This window comes from Burkholderia sp. L27(2015), from assembly GCF_009765705.1.
Taxonomy (GTDB): domain Bacteria; phylum Pseudomonadota; class Gammaproteobacteria; order Burkholderiales; family Burkholderiaceae; genus LMUX01.
On record NZ_LMUX01000020.1, the window covers coordinates 135,744 to 155,396 of the forward strand.

General features: G+C 60.4%; 15 protein-coding genes and 1 pseudogene. 11 read left to right on the forward strand and 5 right to left on the reverse strand.

The features are described 5' to 3' along the window. Positions 1–107 precede the first annotated feature (107 nt). Together GSQ77_RS17635 and bamC are read left to right on the forward strand one after the other, a co-directional pair. A complete protein-coding gene (locus GSQ77_RS17635) occupies positions 108–1,082 on the forward strand; it encodes an HD-GYP domain-containing protein (RefSeq protein WP_158904076.1) in 975 nt (324 codons plus the stop codon). Positions 1,083–1,389: 307 nt separating this feature from the next. Then, positions 1,390–2,601 (forward strand): outer membrane protein assembly factor BamC, encoded by a 1,212-nt coding sequence (gene bamC / locus GSQ77_RS17640; RefSeq protein ID WP_158904077.1) that lies wholly within the window; start codon positions 1,390–1,392, stop codon positions 2,599–2,601. A 250-nt stretch (positions 2,602–2,851) separates the two neighbouring features. Here the strand turns inward: bamC and GSQ77_RS17645 are convergent, their stop codons facing one another. After that, positions 2,852–3,106, reverse strand: coding sequence for a hypothetical protein (locus GSQ77_RS17645; RefSeq protein WP_158904078.1), 255 nt, complete (start codon positions 3,104–3,106; stop codon positions 2,852–2,854). Between the two features lie 224 nt (positions 3,107–3,330). Then, positions 3,331–3,585, reverse strand: coding sequence for a DNA-binding protein (locus GSQ77_RS17650; RefSeq protein ID WP_158904079.1), 255 nt, complete (start codon positions 3,583–3,585; stop codon positions 3,331–3,333). 271 nt (positions 3,586–3,856) lie between these two features. Between GSQ77_RS17650 and GSQ77_RS17655 the strand changes: the two genes are divergently transcribed. Further along, entirely contained in the window at positions 3,857–4,162 is a 306-nt protein-coding gene (locus GSQ77_RS17655) for a hypothetical protein (RefSeq protein ID WP_158904233.1), read from the forward strand. 322 nt (positions 4,163–4,484) lie between these two features. Here GSQ77_RS17655 and GSQ77_RS17660 read toward each other — a convergent pair. After that, positions 4,485–4,868: pseudogene (locus GSQ77_RS17660) on the reverse strand (transposase); the annotation flags it as partial. A gap of 548 nt (positions 4,869–5,416) precedes the next feature. Between GSQ77_RS17660 and GSQ77_RS17665 the strand changes: the two are divergent. The 8 genes from GSQ77_RS17665 to truB all read left to right on the forward strand — a co-directional run bounded on the left by GSQ77_RS17665 (position 5,417) and on the right by truB (position 16,656). Further along, complete coding sequence (locus GSQ77_RS17665) at positions 5,417–6,616, forward strand: pyridoxal phosphate-dependent aminotransferase (protein WP_158904081.1); 1,200 nt, start codon at positions 5,417–5,419, stop codon at positions 6,614–6,616. 342 nt (positions 6,617–6,958) lie between these two features. Beyond that, on the forward strand, positions 6,959–7,960 hold the full coding sequence (gene scpB, locus GSQ77_RS17670; protein WP_158904082.1) for an SMC-Scp complex subunit ScpB: 1,002 nt from the start codon (positions 6,959–6,961) through the stop codon (positions 7,958–7,960). A 131-nt stretch (positions 7,961–8,091) separates the two neighbouring features. Beyond that, positions 8,092–9,891: a 23S rRNA pseudouridine(2605) synthase RluB gene (rluB, locus tag GSQ77_RS17675; protein ID WP_158904234.1), complete on the forward strand. Its 1,800-nt coding sequence runs from the start codon at positions 8,092–8,094 to the stop codon at positions 9,889–9,891. A 386-nt stretch (positions 9,892–10,277) separates the two neighbouring features. After that, positions 10,278–10,736: a ribosome maturation factor RimP gene (gene rimP / locus GSQ77_RS17680; protein ID WP_158904083.1), complete on the forward strand. Its 459-nt coding sequence runs from the start codon at positions 10,278–10,280 to the stop codon at positions 10,734–10,736. After that, entirely contained in the window at positions 10,733–12,208 is a 1,476-nt protein-coding gene (gene nusA, locus GSQ77_RS17685) for a transcription termination factor NusA (protein ID WP_158904084.1), read from the forward strand. Before rimP ends, nusA begins: the two co-directional genes overlap by 4 nt. Positions 12,209–12,271: 63 nt before the next feature. After that, on the forward strand, positions 12,272–15,229 hold the full coding sequence (gene infB, locus GSQ77_RS17690) for a translation initiation factor IF-2 (protein ID WP_158904085.1): 2,958 nt from the start codon (positions 12,272–12,274) through the stop codon (positions 15,227–15,229). Positions 15,230–15,309: 80 nt separating this feature from the next. Next, on the forward strand, positions 15,310–15,678 hold the full coding sequence (gene rbfA / locus GSQ77_RS17695; RefSeq protein ID WP_158904086.1) for a 30S ribosome-binding factor RbfA: 369 nt from the start codon (positions 15,310–15,312) through the stop codon (positions 15,676–15,678). 9 nt (positions 15,679–15,687) lie between these two features. Then, entirely contained in the window at positions 15,688–16,656 is a 969-nt protein-coding gene (truB, locus tag GSQ77_RS17700) for a tRNA pseudouridine(55) synthase TruB (RefSeq protein ID WP_158904087.1), read from the forward strand. 167 nt (positions 16,657–16,823) lie between these two features. On the opposite strand, the gene GSQ77_RS17705 is transcribed toward truB, so the two are convergent. Then, entirely contained in the window at positions 16,824–18,383 is a 1,560-nt protein-coding gene (locus GSQ77_RS17705; RefSeq protein ID WP_158904088.1) for a DHA2 family efflux MFS transporter permease subunit, read from the reverse strand. Between the two features lie 14 nt (positions 18,384–18,397). Then, positions 18,398–19,636, reverse strand: coding sequence for an HlyD family efflux transporter periplasmic adaptor subunit (locus GSQ77_RS17710; RefSeq protein WP_158904089.1), 1,239 nt, complete (start codon positions 19,634–19,636; stop codon positions 18,398–18,400). Positions 19,637–19,653: the final 17 nt, after the last annotated feature.

A 19,653-nucleotide genomic window follows, 5' to 3' on the forward strand; every position in this document is an offset into this window, starting at 1 on the left:
TGGCGGCACGGCGGTATAGCGGCATAGCATGAACCAGGCGCAGTGCGACGAGGGACGCCTACGAGGCGAGGACCTGGATCGGCACGCGAGAACCGGGGGGGGGCGTCATGACTCATGAGGCTGGCGATCGGGAGCGCATGCTCGAAGACGACATCGCGCGATGCAAGCATGCCGAGCGTGAACTTCTGCGGCGTAACGACGAGTTAAGCGCGTTGAACCGCTCACTGGAGAGGCGCGTGCAGGACCGCGTGCAGCAACTCAGCGAGGTCCACGCACTGCTGGACACCGCGCACGACAAGCTCAAACATAATTTGATCGTGCTGATTAAATTATTTTCCAGTCTGCTCGAGTTGCGCAGCGATGTATTGGCAGGGCATTCGCGCCGAGTCGCCGACTTGGCGCGGCGCATCGGTTTGCGTATGGGATTGGACGCCGTCGATGTCAATCACCTGATGTTGGCTGGCCTGCTCCATGATCTAGGGAAAATGGCCTGGCCGGACGAGCTCTTGTCGACGCCGCTCAATCAGATGTCGACCGAGCAATTGACGTGGGTGCGCAAACACCCTGGCATGGGACAGACCGCGCTGATGGCGCTCGAGCCGATGGCCGAGCCGGCTAAATTGATTCGCGCTCACCACGAACGTTTCGATGGCCATGGCTACCCCGACCAATTGATCGGCACCGAGATCGCGTTGGGCGCGCGGATTTTGGCGGTTGCCAATGATTTCGACGGATTGCAGATCGGTATTGTCAACACCGTGAGATTCACGCCCGAGGAGGCTGCTGCGGCGATCGCGCAGGATCGCGGCCGGCGCTACGATCCGGATGTGGTCAATGTCTTTCTCGCTCTGATCGAGGAAGAGCGCACGTTGGGGCCCAAGGAAGTTGTGCTCAGGACTACGCAGCTAAAACCGGGCATGGTGCTGGCGCACGATTTGCTCAGCACGAAAGGCGTCTTGCTACTGGCGGCCGACTATGCACTCAGCGATAGTCTGATCAGTCAGTTGCGCGAGCTCGAGGCGCTGGACGGGGTAAAGCTCAAGTTGCCGATCCGCGGCGACTCGCTGCGGGGCATGCGCTGACCGACTTAATGGCGGCAGCGCCTGACGCGATACAATTCGGCTGTGGTCTAGGAATTCAATGCGAAATTGAATGCGCCCCATGCGGGGTTGAAAACGGGATCGAAAATGGGGTTGCAAGCCGCGACGCGATGACCGAAATATGGCGTAAGGGATCTTTTACGCAAGGTTTTTGCACGTACGCGCCTCATCCCGGTAGAATCACGAGCGAATTCCGTCGCACATTGCGCGGCGCCCGTTGAAGGACTCCATGAAAATTACTCGTTACAGCATGCTGTATTCTACTGTTGAATGTCGTTCTGACCGTCGTATGTTCCGTAGCCTGATGGGGCGCGCGGCAGCTTTGACCGCGCTGACCGGCATGCTCGCGGCGTGTGGTTCGGTGGATCCCCAGGCTATCGATTACCAAAGCACTACCACGACGAGGGCGCCGTCGCTCGCGTTGCCACCTGATCTGAGCGGTTCCCAGGATCAGCGCGCATTTGCTCCAGTGACCGGTGTCACCTCACTGTCGGCCCAGCGCCAGATCGCCTCGACGACTACGCATGCCGAACAGGTCTTGCCCAGCGTGCCGGGTATGCGCATTCAGCGCGACGGCAGCGTGCGCTGGCTGGTAGTGAGCAACCAGTCGTTCGATCAATTGTGGCCGGAAGTGCGCAAATTCTGGGAAGAGCAGGGTTTTCTTCTGGTGGTGGATCAGAAGAATGGCGGTGTGATGGAAACCGACTGGAACGAAACGCACGCAAGTATCGACCAGGATATCGTGCGCAATTTGCTATCCAAAGCGATGGACAATTCCTACGTAACGGGCGTGCGCAACAAATACCGCACCCGTTTCGAGGCCGGCCCCGATGGCAGTCAATATATTTTTATTAGCCAGAAGGGCACACACGAGGTGCTGGTAGGCGCGAACAAAGACGGCAGCAAGTGGGAGGACACCCCCAACGATCCGGGCCTGGAAGCCGAGTACCTGACCCGTCTGATGGATAAGCTGGCGCTTGTGCAGTCCCGCGCGGAAGCCGGCATTGCCCCCGATGTGTCTACTTCCGTTGCGAACGCCACCATTGCCGCCAACGCTGCGGCAACGTCGAAGGCCGCTCAGGCTAGCGCGGCAGCCGATGCAGCCAAGAGGCAAGCGGCGCTTGAGGCTGCGCGTGGCCCGCAACGCACGGTCCCGGTGGCCGATGGCGAGATCACGCTCAATAACGGATATGATCAGGCATGGGCTCTCACGGGTCTAGGTCTGGAACATGCGAACTTCACCGTGGATCAGAGCGACAAGGACCATGGGCTCTACTCGATTCGCTATGTGGATCCGACCGATCTGACCGTGGCGACCCAGGGTTTCTGGAGCCAGATTTTCCATGGCAAGAAGGAAAAAATCGCCAAACCGTATCAGATCAATGTGAAGGCGCTGACGGAAAATTCGAGCCGCGTGGCGGTTGTGGATTCTGCCGGCGTGGTGCAGACGACGCCACAGTCACTGCGCATCCTCAAGTTGCTCGCGTCACAGCTCAACTAATGGGCTGAGTCGCCGGTGAGGGTCGGGGGCGTCTGTGAAGGCCGGCCTTCATGGCAGGTCTTGAGCTCGTTGGATCACGTCTGAATTGTGTGAAATCGCACCTGGACCGCAAAAGCATAGCCTTTTGCGGTCTTATTTTTTGGGCGAAGCGCAACGGGGGAGGGGCAGAGGGGCGCGCGCGACGTGACGTTAGTTCAGCACGCTAGCCACGCAGCGTAGGCCAAGCGAGCGGCGCGCGCTCGCGTGCAGCTTAGCCGTTTTGCAGCAGATACGACGCGCGTTGACCCAAGGTCGTCTGCGCTAGCTGGACTTTCGTCGCGTAAGCGGCGGAAGCGATACGCGTGGAGCCGTCGTTTGGCGCCGACGATCCAGCTTCGGCCTGCGCGTAAACGGTTTGGGGCGCCGCGTCCGAATCCGGGCCCGCTTGCGTCGTCGCAAAAGCGGCGAGCGGGGCGCTTAATAGGGCCATCGACAGGACAGTGGCAAGAACTTTCAGGGTACGCATAGTGAACTCCAATTAGCAGCGGGATGTGTCCGCTGCGTGACGGAGGGCAGTATAAACCCTTACTATCGCGTCATTGTTTCCATTGAGCGAATAAACTAGTACGTAAAATGCAATAAATCGATGCCTGCCTGCGGGTACAAATCCGGTACCAAGCGGGTACGAAGCAGGTATGAGAGGGTCAACAAGCGGGGCGCTCGGCACATGGCCGGTGCTCAACGACCTGTTCAATGCTCGTCGGGCACATCCAAAATCAGGACTATCGTCCAATCGGCCTCGCCTTCGTGGTGATACTGCCGTTCCACGACCACAAAAGGCTGTTGCTTGCCCACCGGTCCCAGAAATAAGACATCGCCTTCCATCGGCAGGCACTCGATTGGGGGCAAAGCGATCGGGGTTTCCGGATTGCGCTTGGGCATCAGGCGCTCGATTTTTTGCGATGCGGCTTCGGTCCACTCGATATCAAACTGGATATGGCTCATGCGGTTCCTTTCGGTCAAATGCGCGGTACAAGGTTCGGGATGGCGGAATGTAGCATACGTGATACATATCGGCGATAGCCGAGCGGACAGCCTTGGGCGTGACTCGGTGCCATGATATTTTGTCTCTATAGGTGAATCGTCGGGATGCGCTTATGATGAGTAGATTATCTTACTGTTTCGGTACTGCTTGGTTGGCTTTGGCATAAGCTGCGGTTTGTAGCGAGAAATGCGGTTTGCCAGTGCTTTTGATTCGACTGAATTCTTGATGAGCATCATGACTTATTCAAACGAAGCAGTTCTGGAGGCACTTCGCCGTGCCCAGTTACGCCAGGTGCCGTGGGTCAAGCGTCCCCTGGTGTTCGAATTTCTTCGCACGCAGGGTTTGCTTGAAACAGTGCGACAGCGTACAGCGGCGGCGCCGGGCTACCATAGTCCGGTCGATATCGCCGTACTGACCGATTCGGGGAAGTCAGAAATCGAGCGGCTGGAGCGCGATGAGCGGGCGCTGCATTGGGATGATCTGCGTGTGCTCGGGTACACGCGGCACGACGAGCCGGCTTCGGTCATCGCGCCATAGCAAAACGCCCCAGAGGTGATGGGGCGCCGCGATAGTCAGGGCTGACGCGTGTGGCCCGGCAAGTTGTCGGGCCAGTGTGATGCGAGTCGGCGGGGCTGTATCGGTTTTGAACCAGCCTTGGTGAATCCGCCTTGATAAGTCAGCCTTATGAATCAGGCTTGATGGATCACCCTAGATGGATCAGCCTTGAGACGAGGGCCACAGCGGGTCCACCACAGCGGGTCGACTAAAGCACGCCGCGGCATTATGGCGCCACACGTATACACGCACCATGGGCACCACGCACGCAGCATGCTTTTATCCGTGTTCAGGCCATCTTTGCCGGAGCACGCCACGATTCCGGGTTGGTCCAGAATGCGCCGCGCAGGCGATCCCTAACCGGAGGAGCCGGTGGTTTGACGATGGCGGTGCCGAAGCGGCCGCGCAGGGAAATCGGACGCCCTACTGTGCCCAGGCGCTTGACCGCCTCGACCAGTGTGCCGTCCGTCTGCCATTCGTCGAAGCGGCGACGACAGGTCGGTGGCGACGGATAACGACCCGGCAACTTGGACCAGCCTTCGCCAGTCGCCAATACCCACAACACAGCATTGACGACAGCGCGCGACTCGACACGAGGACGACCGCGGCGTTCGCTACGCTTGGGTTCGTCGCAGAACAAGTCTTCGACCAGTTCCCATTCGTTATCTTTCAAATCATCGAACAGCATCATATTTCACCTCAACGAAGCAAATCCCGAAGCAGCGCGATCTGCGTACTTCTCTTCGGCACTTTGTAAAGTGCCAGCCCCTGTGTGGACAATTGGCGAGCGGGAGTGAGCTCCTACTCGCGTTGTTCCTTCGCTTGCCGCTTTTATGCCTTCAGGCTGCTCTGGAACGGCTTGCCCCACTTGGTATCCTAAAAAGCATGAAGCGTGCCATGCCTCGTAAAATCAACGCATGCGGCCTCTTGGCCGCGTGACTCGGCGACCGTGGCCAGATCTTGGGCCATAGCCACTATTTTCGATACAGGGGGAATCACCAATCTCGTGCACGCGGGAGAGCGATATGCGCTGTCTCGGGTCACCGTCTGCACCATTGAGTGTGTGGGGTGTGGGGCTGGGTTTGGGTGCGGGGTTTAGATACCGGGTTTGGGTACCGGATTTGGGTGCCTACGCCGGCTGTACCCGCTGCGACAATAAAATTGCATTCGATAACGCTGCGCTTGGGGAAAGATGTCCCTATCATTGCGGCAAGTAGGATTTCATTTGGAGCGTTGATGAATTATCCCGATTTGCGGGCGGACCTTAGCCAACGAGTCCGCGCACGTCCCAGCGTGGAGGCGCTACGCGCGTCGCGCATCCGTGAGGTCGCCAATGCGGCGCTCGATATGCCCGATGTGCTGCCATTCTGGTTTGGCGAGTCGGATCAAAGCACGCCGCAATTCATCTGCGACGCGGCGAGCGCCGCCTTGCGGCTTGGCCATACGTTTTATACCCACAATCTCGGTCTCGGCGCGCTGCGCGATGCCTTGGCGCACTATGTCACGGGCTTGCATGGCGCGACTTCCGCCGCGCAGATCGCAGTGACGAGTTCGGGTGTCAACGCGTTGATGCTGGCCGCGCAATTGCTGGTCGATCCGGGCGACCGGGTCGTTGCGGTGACCCCGTTGTGGCCGAATCTAGTCGAAATCCCGAAAATTCTCGGTGCGCACGTCCAGACCGTGGCGCTCACGCACGGTGCCGATGGCTGGACGCTCGATTTGGACGCGCTGCTTGCCGCGTTGACACCCCAAACCAAGATGCTCCTGGTGAATTCGCCGAACAACCCGACCGGCTGGGTGATGACGCGGGCGCAGCAGAGCCGGGTGCTGGGGCACTGCCGCGCGCACGGTATCTGGATCGTTGCGGACGAGGTGTACGAGCGGCTTTATTACGGCGAGGGCACGGCCGCGCCTTCGTTCCTCGATTTGGCGAGCCGCGACGAGCGGGTGCTGTGCGTCAACTCGTTTTCCAAAGCGTGGTTGATGACCGGGTGGCGGCTGGGTTGGATCGTGGCGCCCGCGGCATTGATGGCCGATCTCGGCAAATTGCTGGAATACAACACGTCGTGCGCGCCGGATTTCGTCCAGCATGCGGGTATCGCGGCGCTGCAAGGCGGCGCCGAGCTCACGGCTCGCGTCGTGGCCGAGCTGGGCCAAGCGCGCGAACATCTGGTGCAGGGTCTTAATTCGCTACCGGGGCTCGATGTCAAAGCGCCCGACGGCGCGATGTATGTCTTTTTTCGTTTGCCTGGCGCATCGGACAGCCTGGCCTTGTGTGTTCGGCTGGTGCGCGAAGCGCGACTGGGTCTGGCGCCCGGCAGCGCATTTGGCGACGAAGGCGAAGGTTTCGTGCGATGGTGTTACTCAGGCAAGCGGGCTTTGTTGGACGAAGGGGTCGCCCGCTTGAGCCATTTCCTTGAAAAAGAGTCGGTTTAGGCCGTCCCTACCGCCCAGGTGGCTATTTCCGCATGACATAGGTTTACGCAAACCGGTTTTTTGCGTACCATACGTTCAAGTTTAGCGAGCCCGCCAGGGTTTTCGCTGTGCGGTCAAGTCCGCGCAAGGCCTCGGGGCACGCTCCAACGGCCGATGCGTATCAGTGCGGGCCGCCTGAAATGTGCTCCCATACACACTACCATCATCAGATCCGGGCTTTTAAGTTGGGCCTTGTTATGCGTTGGCGTTTTAACGGGCAGTTAATACACCCGTTCGATCCGGCAGGCTGATACGGTCCGGTTTTGATCTGGTTCTGCTCATCTGAAGGGTCTGGTCAGCTGCATGAATACCCAAGAGGCGAAAATCGTCCTCGAGACAGCGTTGATTTGCGCGCAGGAGCCGCTCAAGGTTGCCGACATGCGCAAGTTGTTTGCCGATGCGGTTTCGGCGGACATCGTACGATCGTTGCTTGAGGATTTGCGGACTGAATGGAGTGGCCGCGGCGTTGAGCTGGTGGCGCTGGCGTCTGGGTGGCGTTTTCAGAGCAAGCCGGAATACCGGTCGTACCTGGATCGTCTGCACCCGGAAAAGCCTCCCAAGTATTCGAGGGCGGTCCTCGAAACGCTGGCGATCATTGCGTATCGGCAGCCGGTTACGCGCGGCGACATCGAAGAAATTCGCGGTGTCACGGTCAATACCCAGGTAGTCAAGCAGCTCGAAGATCGAAACTGGATCGAAGTCATCGGGCACCGCGACGTGCCGGGACGCCCGGCGCTTTACGCGACCACCAAGCAGTTTCTCGACGACCTCGGTTTGAAGGCGCTGGATCAATTGCCGGCGCTGACTGATCCGAATGCGCAATTGCAAATCGATTTACTGGCTCAGCATGCGATCGATTTCCCGGAGTCGGCTGAGCTGTCAGGTGAATTGTCAGATGCATTATCGGTCGAATTGTTGGCGGATTCGCCTGTCGAATCTTCCATGGAGTCGCTAGCCCTGCAAGAGCACGCGAGCGAGGCGCCGGAAGCCGTCGACGCCGATGCACAAGCGGACAACGAGACGCCTGACACGGAAATCGCCGCTGTTGCGGCACAAGACGATGCGCCCGAAGCGCAAGACAGCGCCCATGAAGCGCTAGCCGACGCGCAAAACAAGGCACACGACGAACCCGGCGAGACGGCACAGCCGGCAGCTGAAGTTCAGGGCAACGTGGATCCGGCTATCGGCGCGCAAGTGGCGTCGGCGCAACCGCATTCGCATAAAGAAGTTTCATCGGATGACACCGTCGTCGGCACGCTTGAAATTCCGGACGATATCGACGATCAGGTTCCCCAGGGCACCTGATACGCAAGACTTTTACGGCGCTTGCCATGACGCGCGCGCCATCACACTCAGAGGTTGTTTTGAAACGTACCCAAGCTATCGAGTCGCTGGTATCAGACTCCGCGCATGCCCATGCGCCGCGCAAGATCTGCATGATTTCCACTGCTGACGACGCCCCGCACGGCACAGTCGGCGGAGGTACGGCAGGCGCCGCGACCGAAGGCGCTGGCGCGACCGGCGACAATGGGGCGACGGAAGAGGCCGGTGGCGATGGCCGCCAGCGTCGCGGTCTGCGACGTGGTCCGCGCAGTCTGATTGCGCGTCGACGTGCCGGATCGAAACAGAAAGAGGGTGATGCGCAGGGCGGCGACGCCGCGCATTCGGCCGAGCGCAGCAGCGATCGCCAACCGGGCCGGGCGGCCCGAACGGATCAAGCGGATCAAGCGGGTGAGCCGGGCAATACGTTCGAGGCCTCTGCCGCGCCTGGCGACGCAGCACAGCCACGTGCTCCACGCGGGGAGGGCGGCCGCGGCCAGCCGCGTCGCGGTCGCCCGCCGGACGGCCGTGCTGGACAGCGCGCAGATCAAGGTAACGGTAACGGAAACGGTAACGGTCAGGGACGCACCGGACAAGGGCGTCCAGGGCAAGCAGCAGGTCAGGGTCGCGGCGCCAACGGCGGTGGCCCCAAGGGCGCGCCGGGGCAGGAACGACGCGGCGAGCAGAAGCGCGAGGGCGGGCGCAAACCCAATGCTGGCGGTCGCGGCGCGCAAGGGACAAAAGCCCCCACCGAGGACGTATTCGCTTATGTAACATCGCCGGCGTTCGACGCCGATAACGGCTCCGGCGACGGCGTGCCCGCGCCGCTGGTACGGCGCGGCCGCAAGCCCGAGGCCAACCCCAAGCGCGTGCTTGCCCCCGACGACGACACGCCGAAGCTGCATAAGGTGCTGGCCGAGGCTGGCATGGGTTCGCGCCGCGAGATGGAAGAGCTGATCATTGCCGGTCGGGTCTCGGTGAACGGCGAGCCTGCGCATATCGGACAACGCATCATGCCGACCGATCAGGTCCGCATCAACGGCAAGCTGATCAAGCGCAAGCTGGCGAACCGCCCACCGCGCGTGTTGCTCTATCACAAGCCTGCCGGGGAAATCGTCAGTCACGCGGATCCGGAAGGGCGCCCGTCGGTGTTCGACAAGCTGCCGCAAATGAAAACGGCCAAATGGCTGGCGGTCGGTCGACTCGACTTCAATACCGAAGGCTTGTTATTGCTGACCACTTCCGGCGATCTGGCGAACCGGTTCATGCATCCGCGCTACAACGTCGAACGCGAATATGCGGTGCGCGTAGTCGGCGAGCTGGCCGAAGGCAATCGCCAAAAACTGTTGCATGGCGTGGAACTCGAAGATGGTCCGGCCAATTTCCTGCGCATTCAGGATGGCGGCGGCGAAGGCTCGAACCGCTGGTATCACGTCGCGCTGGCCGAGGGCCGCAATCGCGAAGTGCGACGCATGTTCGAGGCCGCCGGGCTGTTGGTGAGCCGTCTGATTCGCACCCGGCACGGCGCGGTAACGCTGCCTAAGGGGCTGCATCGCGGCCGTTGGGAAGAGCTCGAAGACAATCAAGTGCGCGCGTTGCTGCAGTCGGTCGGCCTGAAAGTGCCGACCGGGGGCGATACGCACAAATCGAAAGCCGATGCTGCACCACGGCGTCAACCAGACCCGATGCAGACCGGTCTCGGTTTCGCCGCCCAGGATGCGACAGCGCCCAAACGCTTTGGGCCGCGCACCAGCGCGCCGCGCAGCCCGAACCAAGCCTTCGGCCGAGTTACGACCGGAAACGGTTCGGCCAGTTTTGGTGCGGGCGGACGCGGCGGTTACGGCAACAGTGGTGAAGGCAATGGCGGCTTTGGCGGCTCGCGCGGCAACTCGCGCAACCGTACACGCGGGCGCTGAATTCCGGCTGTGAGCCGGTTGGTTTTGCCAATACCGGCCGCTGTGGTGAATACACCTGTTTTTAATAATTTCTTGGGTGATTCATGACAGTTTTCGGTATTCCGAATTGCCAATTGACTGAAAAATAAGTAAAATCCACAAGTCGCCGGGCACTTGCTTTTTTTGTGTCTCGAACACCGCCCCAAGCCGCATGATTGTGGCGTGATAAATGGGCAAGGCAGTGCGGAAGATGGGCGTTACGCCCATTTTTTTTTGTCGCAACGATTTGCATAAGTGGTACGGGTTGACGCGCGTGGCATATCGCGCGTGGTGTTGTCGGCCTGTGTCGTGGCCGGCGCTCCGGGAAAAGCGTCCTCGGCACATTGAACGATTTTTCTGGGGTTAAGGTGCATTTGACAGAATTGATTGAAGCCACGGTCGTATCTCTCGGATACGAGCTTGTCGACCTCGAACGGTCCGGCGGTGGTCTGTTGCGCGTTTCCATCGATCAGCCCAGCGGGATCTCGGTCGACGATTGCGAAAAAGTAAGCCACCAGTTGCAGCACGTGCTGACGGTTGAAAACGTCAACTACGAGCGCCTGGAAGTGTCTTCCCCTGGACTCGATCGACCGCTGAAAACGCTCGCGGCCTTTGAGCGCTTCGCCGGCTGCGAAGCTACCATCACCTTGAAAAAGCCGCTGGACGGCCGCAAGCAGTACCGCGGCATGCTCAAGGCGCCGCAAGGTGAATCCATTGGTTTGGAATTTGAAGGAAAGGAAGGACCCGCCGTGCTCGATTTCACGTTGGCTGATATCGATAAAGCGCGTCTGGTACCGCACGTAGATTTTAGGAGCCGCAAACAATGAGTCGCGAAGTGTTGATGCTGGTGGATGCGCTGGCGCGTGAAAAGAACGTCAATAAAGATGTGGTTTTCGCCGCGCTCGAGGCTGCTCTCGCCTCGGCCACCAAAAAGCTTTACGACGAAGACGTCGATATCCGGGTCGCGATCGATCGCAATTCGGGCGAGCACGAGACGTTCCGCCGTTGGCTTGTGGTGCCGGATGAAGCCGGTTTGCAGGAACCGGACAAGCAGATTCTGTTGTTTGAGGCCCGCGAACAGGACCCCGAGATCCAACTCGATGAATTCATCGAAGAGTCGATCGCTTCGCTCGAATTCGGCCGGATTGGCGCCCAGGCGGCCAAGCAGGTTATTCTGCAGAAAATTCGTGATGCCGAGCGCGAGCAGATCCTCAACGATTTCCTCGATCGCGGCGAAATGATCATGACGGGCACCGTCAAGCGGCTCGACAAGGGCAATCTGGTGGTCGAATCGGGCCGGGTCGAGGCCTTGTTGCGGCGCGACCAGTTGATCCCGAAGGAAAATCTGCGGATTGGCGACCGTGCGCGGGCCTATATCACCAAGGTCGACCGTACTGCGCGCGGGCCGCAAATCGAGCTGTCACGGACTTGCCCCGAATTTTTGATCAAATTGTTCGACATGGAAGTGCCGGAAATCGAACAGGGTTTGCTCGAGATCAAATCGGCCGCCCGCGATCCCGGCGTGCGCGCCAAGATTGCTGTCGTGGCCTACGACAAGCGCATCGATCCGATCGGCACCTGCGTGGGCATTCGCGGTTCGCGGGTGCAGGGCGTGCGCAATGAGCTGGGTGGCGAAAACGTCGACATCGTGCTATGGTCGGAGGATCCCGCGCAGTTCGTAATCGGTGCGCTCGCACCGGCCGCAGTCCAATCCATCGTCGTCGATGAAGAGAAGCATTCGATGGACGTGGTGGTGGACGAAAACGAACTGGCTGTCGCGATTGGCCGTAGCGGACAAAACGTCCGTCTCGCGAGCGAACTGACCGGTTGGCAGATCAACATCATGACGCCGGATGAATCGGCCGTGAAGCAGAACCAAGAGCGTTCGGTGCTGCGTGGTCTGTTTATGGCGCGTCTCGATGTTGACGAAGAGGTTGCCGATATCCTGATCGACGAGGGCTTCACCAGCCTCGAAGAAATTGCCTACGTGCCGTTGAATGAAATGCTTGAAATCGAAGCCTTCGACGAAGACACAGTACACGAACTACGCAATCGCTCGCGCAATGCCTTGCTGACGATGGCAATTGCCGACGAAGAAAAGGCCGAGCATATCGTGGCCGATCTGAAAAGCCTGGATGGCATGACCGATGAACTCCTTGCGAAGTTCGCCGAGCATCAGATCCATACGCGCGACGACCTGGCTGAATTGGCAGTGGATGAGCTGACTGAGCTGACGGGAATTGGCGAGGATGAGGCGAAGGCGCTCATCATGAAAGCACGCGAACACTGGTTTCAGTGAGCTCGTATGGCACATTGATCACGTTTAACCGCAAGGACAGGTTCCTTGCTTTAAGAGGTATGAATGGCGAGCAACAACGTAGCCCAATTTGCCGCGGAACTTAAAATGCCTTCTGGCGTACTGCTTGAGCAGTTGCAGGCCGCAGGCGTTCAGAAGCAAAGCGATGACGACACCTTGTCCGAAACAGACAAGGCGCAACTTCTCGAGCATTTGCGTCGTTCCCACGGCACCGAAGACGCGGAGAAGCGAAAAATTACGCTGACCCGCCGGCAGACGTCGGAAATCAAGCAATCCGACGGGACCGGGAAGGCTCGCACGATTCAGGTCGAAGTGCGCAAGAAACGTGTGTTCGTCAAACGCGACGAAGGCACGCCCGACGGCGTACGTGTCGATGCCGCCGGCGTGGCTGGCGGTGCCTCCGCGGGCGAGCTCGCGGTTGAGCTCGACACGCCCGAGATCGACGACGCGGAGTTGACGCGTCGCGAAGAAGAGGCGCGCCGCGAAGCCGCGCTGCTCGAGCAAAAAGCGCGTGAGCTGCATGAGCGCCAGGAACAACTGGCCCGCGAAGAAGCCGAGCGACGTGCGCGTGAAGACGCCGCCGAAGCCGAGCGTCTGCGTGCCGAAAGCGAGGCTGCACAGCGTGCGGCTGAGCAGAAGAAGCAAGCCGCGACCGCTGAGCCTGTGCAAGCCAGCACTGTAGATAGCGCCGAGGCCGAACCGGTCTCCGCTCAGAAAGAAGCTGACGATCATGCGGCTGCCGAGCGCGCTTCGCAACGCGAAGCGGCGAAGCAGGCTGCCGACGCCGCGCGTCTGGCCGCCGAGCGCACTCGCCAGGAAGAAGCGGAAATCAGCGTGCGTCGCGCGAAGGCCGAAGCCGAGGCTGCAGCCATCCGCGAAATGATGAACACGCCGCGCAAGCCGCCGAAGCCGGCTGAACCGCCGCCGCCGACGCCTGCACAGATTGCCGCTGAAGCCGCCAAGCTCGCCGAAGCCAAGGGCACGCTGCACAAGCCGGCTCGTCCGGCTGGCGAAGCCGTTGTCAAGAAAGAAGTCAAGAAGCCGGTCGCGACCACGACCACCACGATGCCGGACAAGAAGAAGCCCGGCAAGACCTCGACATGGCAGGACGACGCAGCCAAACGGCGCGGCATCAAGACGCGTGGCGACACCAGTGGCGGCGTTGACCGCAGCTGGCGCGGCGGCCCGCGCGGCGGCCGGGGCAAGCATCAGGACGCCACGACCTTCCAGGCGCCGAGCGAGCCTATCGTGCGCGAGGTGCATGTACCGGAAACCATTTCGGTGGCCGACCTTGCCCACAAGATGGCGGTGAAGGCTTCGGAAGTCATCAAGGTGATGATGAAGCTGGGCCAGATGGTGACGATCAATCAGGTGATGGACCAGGAAACGGCGATGATCATCGTCGAAGAACTGGGACACCGCGCGGTTGCGGCCAAGTTGGACGATCCCGAAGCGTTGCTGGAGAACGAAGGCGAAGCGCCCAATGTGGAATTGTTGCCGCGTCCGCCGGTTGTCACGGTGATGGGCCACGTCGACCACGGCAAGACCTCGCTGCTGGACTATATTCGTCGCGCCAAGGTGGCATCGGGCGAAGCGGGCGGCATTACGCAGCACATCGGCGCGTACCACGTCGAAACGCCGCGCGGTGTGGTCACTTTCCTCGACACGCCGGGTCACGAGGCCTTTACGGCGATGCGGGCTCGCGGTGCGCGGGCTACGGACATCGTGATTCTGGTGGTCGCTGCCGACGACGGTGTGATGCCGCAGACGAAGGAGGCGATCGCTCACGCGAAAGCGGGCGGCGTACCTATCGTGGTCGCAATGAACAAGATCGACAAGCCGGAAGCTGCACCCGAGCGTGTCAAGCAAGAGCTGATTACCGAAGGTGTGGTACCGGAAGAGTACGGCGGCGAATCGCCATTCGTTCCGGTCTCGGCCAAGACCGGTCAGGGTATCGACGACTTGCTCGAGCAAGTGCTGTTGCAAGCCGAAGTGCTGGAGTTGACTGCGGCGGTTTCCACGCCGGCCAAGGGTCTCGTGATTGAAGCCAAGCTCGACAAGGGCAAGGGTCCGGTTGCCACGATCCTGGTGCAATCGGGCACGCTCAAGCGCGGTGACATGGTGCTGGCGGGTTCGGCATACGGTCGGGTTCGCGCGATGTTGGACGAAACCGGCAAACCGATCAAGGAAGCGGGTCCGTCCATTCCGGTCGAAATCCAGGGTCTCTCGGAAGTCCCGGGTGCCGGTGAAGAAGTCATCGTGTTGCCGGATGAACGCAAGGCGCGCGAAATCGCGTTGTTCCGTCAAGGCAAGTTCCGCGACGTGAAGCTGGCCAAGCAGCAGGCTGCCAAGCTGGAAAGCATGTTCGATCAGATGGCCGAAGGCGAGATCCAGAATCTGCCTTTGATCGTCAAGGCCGATGTGCAAGGTTCGCAGGAAGCGTTGGTGCACGCACTGACCAAGCTTTCCACCGACGAAGTGCGCGTGCAGATCGTGCACGGCGCGGTAGGCGGTATCAGCGAATCGGACGTCAACCTGGCAACCGCTTCGAAGGCCGTGATCATCGGGTTCAACACGCGTGCCGATGCACTGGCGCGCAAGTTGGCGGAATCCAATGGCGTCGACATTCGCTACTACAACATCATTTACGATGCCGTGGATGAAGTGAAAGCAGCCATGTCGGGCATGCTGGCGCCGGAGAAGAAAGAGTCGATCATCGGACTGGTCGAAGTTCGACAAGTGTTCCGCGTTCCGAAGATCGGTGCCGTGGCCGGCTGTATGGTGCTGGACGGTGTCGTCAAGCGCTCTTCGCAGGTACGGGTGCTGCGCAACAACGTCGTGATACACACAGGCGAACTCGACTCCCTCAAGCGCTTCAAGGACGATGTCCGCGAAGTGAAGCAAGGCTTCGAGTGCGGTATGTCGGTCAAGAACTTCAACGACATCGTTGAGGGTGACCAGTTTGAAGTGTTTGAAGTCACGGAAGTCGCGCGCACGCTTTAAGTGTTTCGACCGAAGCGGGGTGGGGCGGCAATGATGTGCGCGGCCTCACCCCGCTTTTTGTTTTATTTTTGGATTCAGTCATGCCCAGGAAACGCGCTTCTCCCAATCGCAATGTACGCATTGCCGACCAGATTCAACGCGATTTGTCGGAACTCATCCAGCGCGAGGTCAAGGATCCGCGCATCGGCATGGTGACGATACAAAACGTCGAGCTGACCCCCGACTACGCGCACGCCAAGATTTTCTTCACGACCTTGACCGGCGATCCGGTCGCGACCCAGGCCGCGCTCAGTCATGCCGCCGGGCACCTGCACAATCTGTTGTTCAAGCGCCTGCAAATCCACACGGTGCCGACGCTGCATTTCGTCTATGACGAAACGGTCGCTCATGCGGTCGAGATGTCGCGTTTGATTGACCACGCCAACGCAACCCGCAGCAAGGACGACTAAGCGCCAAGTATGTCCGATCGTCCCCGTTTGCAACGGCGCACGCTTGACGGCGTGCTGCTCCTCGACAAGCCGCTTGGCTTGTCCAGTAACGACGCGCTGATCCGCGCCAAATTCCTGCTGCTGGCGAAGAAAGCCGGGCACACCGGCACACTCGATCCGTTGGCGTCGGGGCTGTTGCCGCTGTGCTTTGGCGAAGCGACTAAATTCTCGCAAGATTTGCTCGAAGCCGACAAGACCTACGAAGCTACGGTGCGGCTCGGCGTGCGTACTGCCACGGGCGACGCCGAGGGCGAAGCCGTTCAAACGCGACCGGTAGAGTGCGATCGGGCGGCGCTCGACGCGGTATTGCCCGCGTTTCGCGGTGAGATCACGCAGATCCCGCCGATGTACTCGGCGCTCAAACGCGACGGCAAGCCGCTTTATGAATATGCGCGAGCTGGCGAAGTACTGGAGCGCGAGGCGCGTCCAGTCACGATACATAGTCTGGAAATTATCGACTGCGGTTTGCCGGCCGTGCCCGAGTTCCGGATGCGCGTGCGTTGTAGCAAGGGCACGTATATTCGTACCCTGGGCGAAGATATCGGCGAGCAGCTCGGTTGCGGTGCTCACTTGAGCGCATTACGTCGCACGGGAGTCGGTGCGCTGACGCTGGACGCCGCCATCGGTCTGGCCGCGCTTGAGCAAGCGCAGCCCAGCGAGCGCGACGCGTGGTTGCAGCCGGTCGATGTGCTGCTGTCGACTTTTGCTGCGGTGAGGCTCGATCCGGAATTGACACTACGGTTTTTGCAAGGGCAGCGGATACGTTTGCCGCAAGCGCTTGTGCCGGCGCCGTTACTGCTGAGCGAGGGTGGCGATGGCGACGACCTGGGTGGTCAACGCGTCAGGGTCTACGAAGGCGAAGGCAGGCTGCTCGGGACCGCGCGGTTTCTGGAGGGACTGCTGGCGCCCGAACGGGTGATTGCAACTCAAGCGGTTTGAACGCGTTGCGCGCTGTTGCCGCTGACTAAAAGCGCCATCGGCATCGATGCCAAGATCAACGCACCCCGATCGATTCACCACGATCGACTCACCACGATCGACTCACCACGATCGACTCACCACGATCGACGCACCACGATCAGCGCGCTAAGATCGCCGCATCACGATCAGTGTGCCGCCGCGGCCGCTGCTCCTGCATCGCCACCTGCGCTGCGTTCCGGCTTGGTGATCCAGATCAGGGCGATCAGCGCGATAAATATCCCAGCCGACAGATAGAACAAATCGTTCACACCCAGCATCGCCGCTTGTTGCGACAAACTCTCGTTGACCGACGCGTAGGCGGCCTGGGTGCTCATTCCCAGCCCTTGCAATTGCGTAACAGATTGGTTGAACGCCGGGTTATACACACTCGTTTGTTCCGCCAACTGGGCGTGATGCAGGATGGTGCGATGATCCCACGCGGTCGTGAAGACCGATGAACCGATACCGCCGCACATGATCCGCACGAAGTTCGAGAGTCCGGACGCCGCGGGGATCCGGCTGCCTGGCAAGCCCGACAAGGTAATCGACACGAGGGGAATGAAAAATCCCGCCAGCGCGATGCCCTGGATCAAGGTGGGCACCATCAAGGCCCAAGTATCGACCTCGGTGGTATAGAGCGAGCGCATCCAGAAGCACAGCGCGAAAACCAGAAACGCAATGGTCGCGATGTAGCGCGGATCGGTCTTCGGTAAAATCTTGCCGGTGAGCGGCGAGAGCAGGATGGCGAACAGGCCCACAGGGGCGAGCATCAAACCGGCGTTCGTCGCGGTGTAGCCGAGGGTGGTCTGCAGCCACAGCGGCAACAGCACCAGGTTGCCGAAATACAGGCCATAGCCGATCGAAAGCGATATGGTGCCGCCGGTGAAATTGCGCCGTGAAAACAGCGACAAATCGACTACCGGGTGGTCGTCCGTCAGTTCCCAGATCACGAACATCGTGAAGCCAATCACGGCCACCAGCGCCAGCGTCACGATCGTTGTCGAGTTGAACCAGTCGAGATCCTTGCCTTTGTCGAGCATCACTTGCAGCGAGCCGACCCAGATCACCAACAATGCGAGTCCTATGCTGTCAATCGGCGCCTTCTTGATAGCCGAGTCGCGATCGCGAAAGATAAACCAGGTCAGGGCCGCCGCGAGTATCCCGACAGGAATATTCACGTAGAAAATCCACGGCCACGAGATATTGTCGGAGATCCAGCCGCCGAGAATTGGCCCCGCGACGGGGGCCGTGAGCGTGGTCATGGACCACAGCGCCAGCGCAATCGGCGCCTTGGCCTTCGGATAACTGGCCAGCAGCAGGGTTTGCGAAAGCGGAATCATCGGGCCGGCCACCGCGCCCTGCAATACGCGCCCAGCCAGAAGTATCGGCAGCGTAGGCGCCAGGCCGCACAGCCACGACGAAATGACGAACAGGATGATAGACCCGACAAACAAGCGCACTTGACCGATCCGGTCAGTCAGCCAACCGGTCAGCGGCACCGAAATCGCGTTGGCGACCGCGAACGACGTGATCACCCAGGTGCCCTGGTCGGAGGCCACACCGAGGTCGCCTGAAATCGACGGAATCGAAACGTTGGCGATCGATGTGTCCAGCACATTCATGAACACCGCCAGCGAGACGGCGAGGGTTCCCAGGCCTAGCTTGATGCCTGATAACGGGGCGTGGGCTTCGTACGCTTGAGCCATCGATCAGATCCCGCTCACATCAATTTCGGGATGGGACGCATCTGGCGCGTGTTGCGTGACGGATTCAACTGGACGTCGTTGGGTAGACCGGCGTTCGCGGCTATCACACGCCCGATTTCGGCGTCGGCCTCGTCACCATATTTCTCGAACACATTGGTTTGATAGACCGTGTTCGAGGCTGCGGCGAGTTGAGTGCCACGATCGTCGCGAACCCCGACTTCGACGCCCATCGACAGCCCGATGCGCAGCGGATGCTTCTCGAGTTCCTGCGGGTCCAGCCCGATGCGTACCGGCAAACGCTGTACCACTTTGATCCAGTTTCCGGTTGCGTTCTGTGCGGGCAGCAATGAGAACGCGCTGCCGGTGCCGGCCGAAAAGCCGATGACCTTGCCGTGGTAGACCACCGACGAGCCATAGACGTCGGCCGTCAATTCGACCGGCTGGCCAATTCGCATGTGGCGCAACTGTACTTCCTTGAAGTTGGCGTCGACCCACACACTGTTCAGCGGCACGATGGCCATCAGCGGCGTGCCCGGCGAGACACGCTGGCCGACCTGCACGGTGCGTTTGGCGACGTAACCGGTTACCGGGGCGGGCAAGGTGTTGCGCGCGTAGTTGATGTAGGCATCGCGGACCTTGGCGGCAGCGGCCATGACGTTGGGATGGCGCGTGATCGACGTATTGTCGGTCAACGAACGATTCGAGGCGAGCTGCTGTTGCGAGACGTCGAGCGCCGCTTGTGCCGTCTTGACGGCGTCCTGTGCATGGGCGAGTTCCTCACCCGAGACGGCGCCCGATTGGGCCACCAGCATGCGTCGGCGCAAATCTTCCTGAGCCTGGCTGAACAGGGCCTGGCGCTGTACGACGTCGGCGGCATACGCGTTGTTGTTCACGTACAGCGTGCGTACCTGGCGCACAGCCTGACCCAGGCTCGCTTCGGCCTGGTCGAGCGCGACTTTCGAATCGGCCGGGTCGAGCGTAATCAAGGGGTCGCCGATCTTGACGATCTGCGTATCGTCGGCGTTCACGCCAACGACGGTTCCCATCACCTGCGGGGTGATCTGCACCACATTGCCGTTGACATAAGCGTCGTCGGTGCTTTCATAAAAGCGTGCATCGAGGAAGTAGTACAACGCGTAAGCGATTGCCGCGATCAGCACCACCGCGCCCAGCAGCAGCATCATGGTCTTGCGGCGGCCGTTGCTCTTGGGCGCTGGGGGCGTGCTCGATGGATGGTCTTGGGTGTCGCTCATGAATTACTCCGTATTCT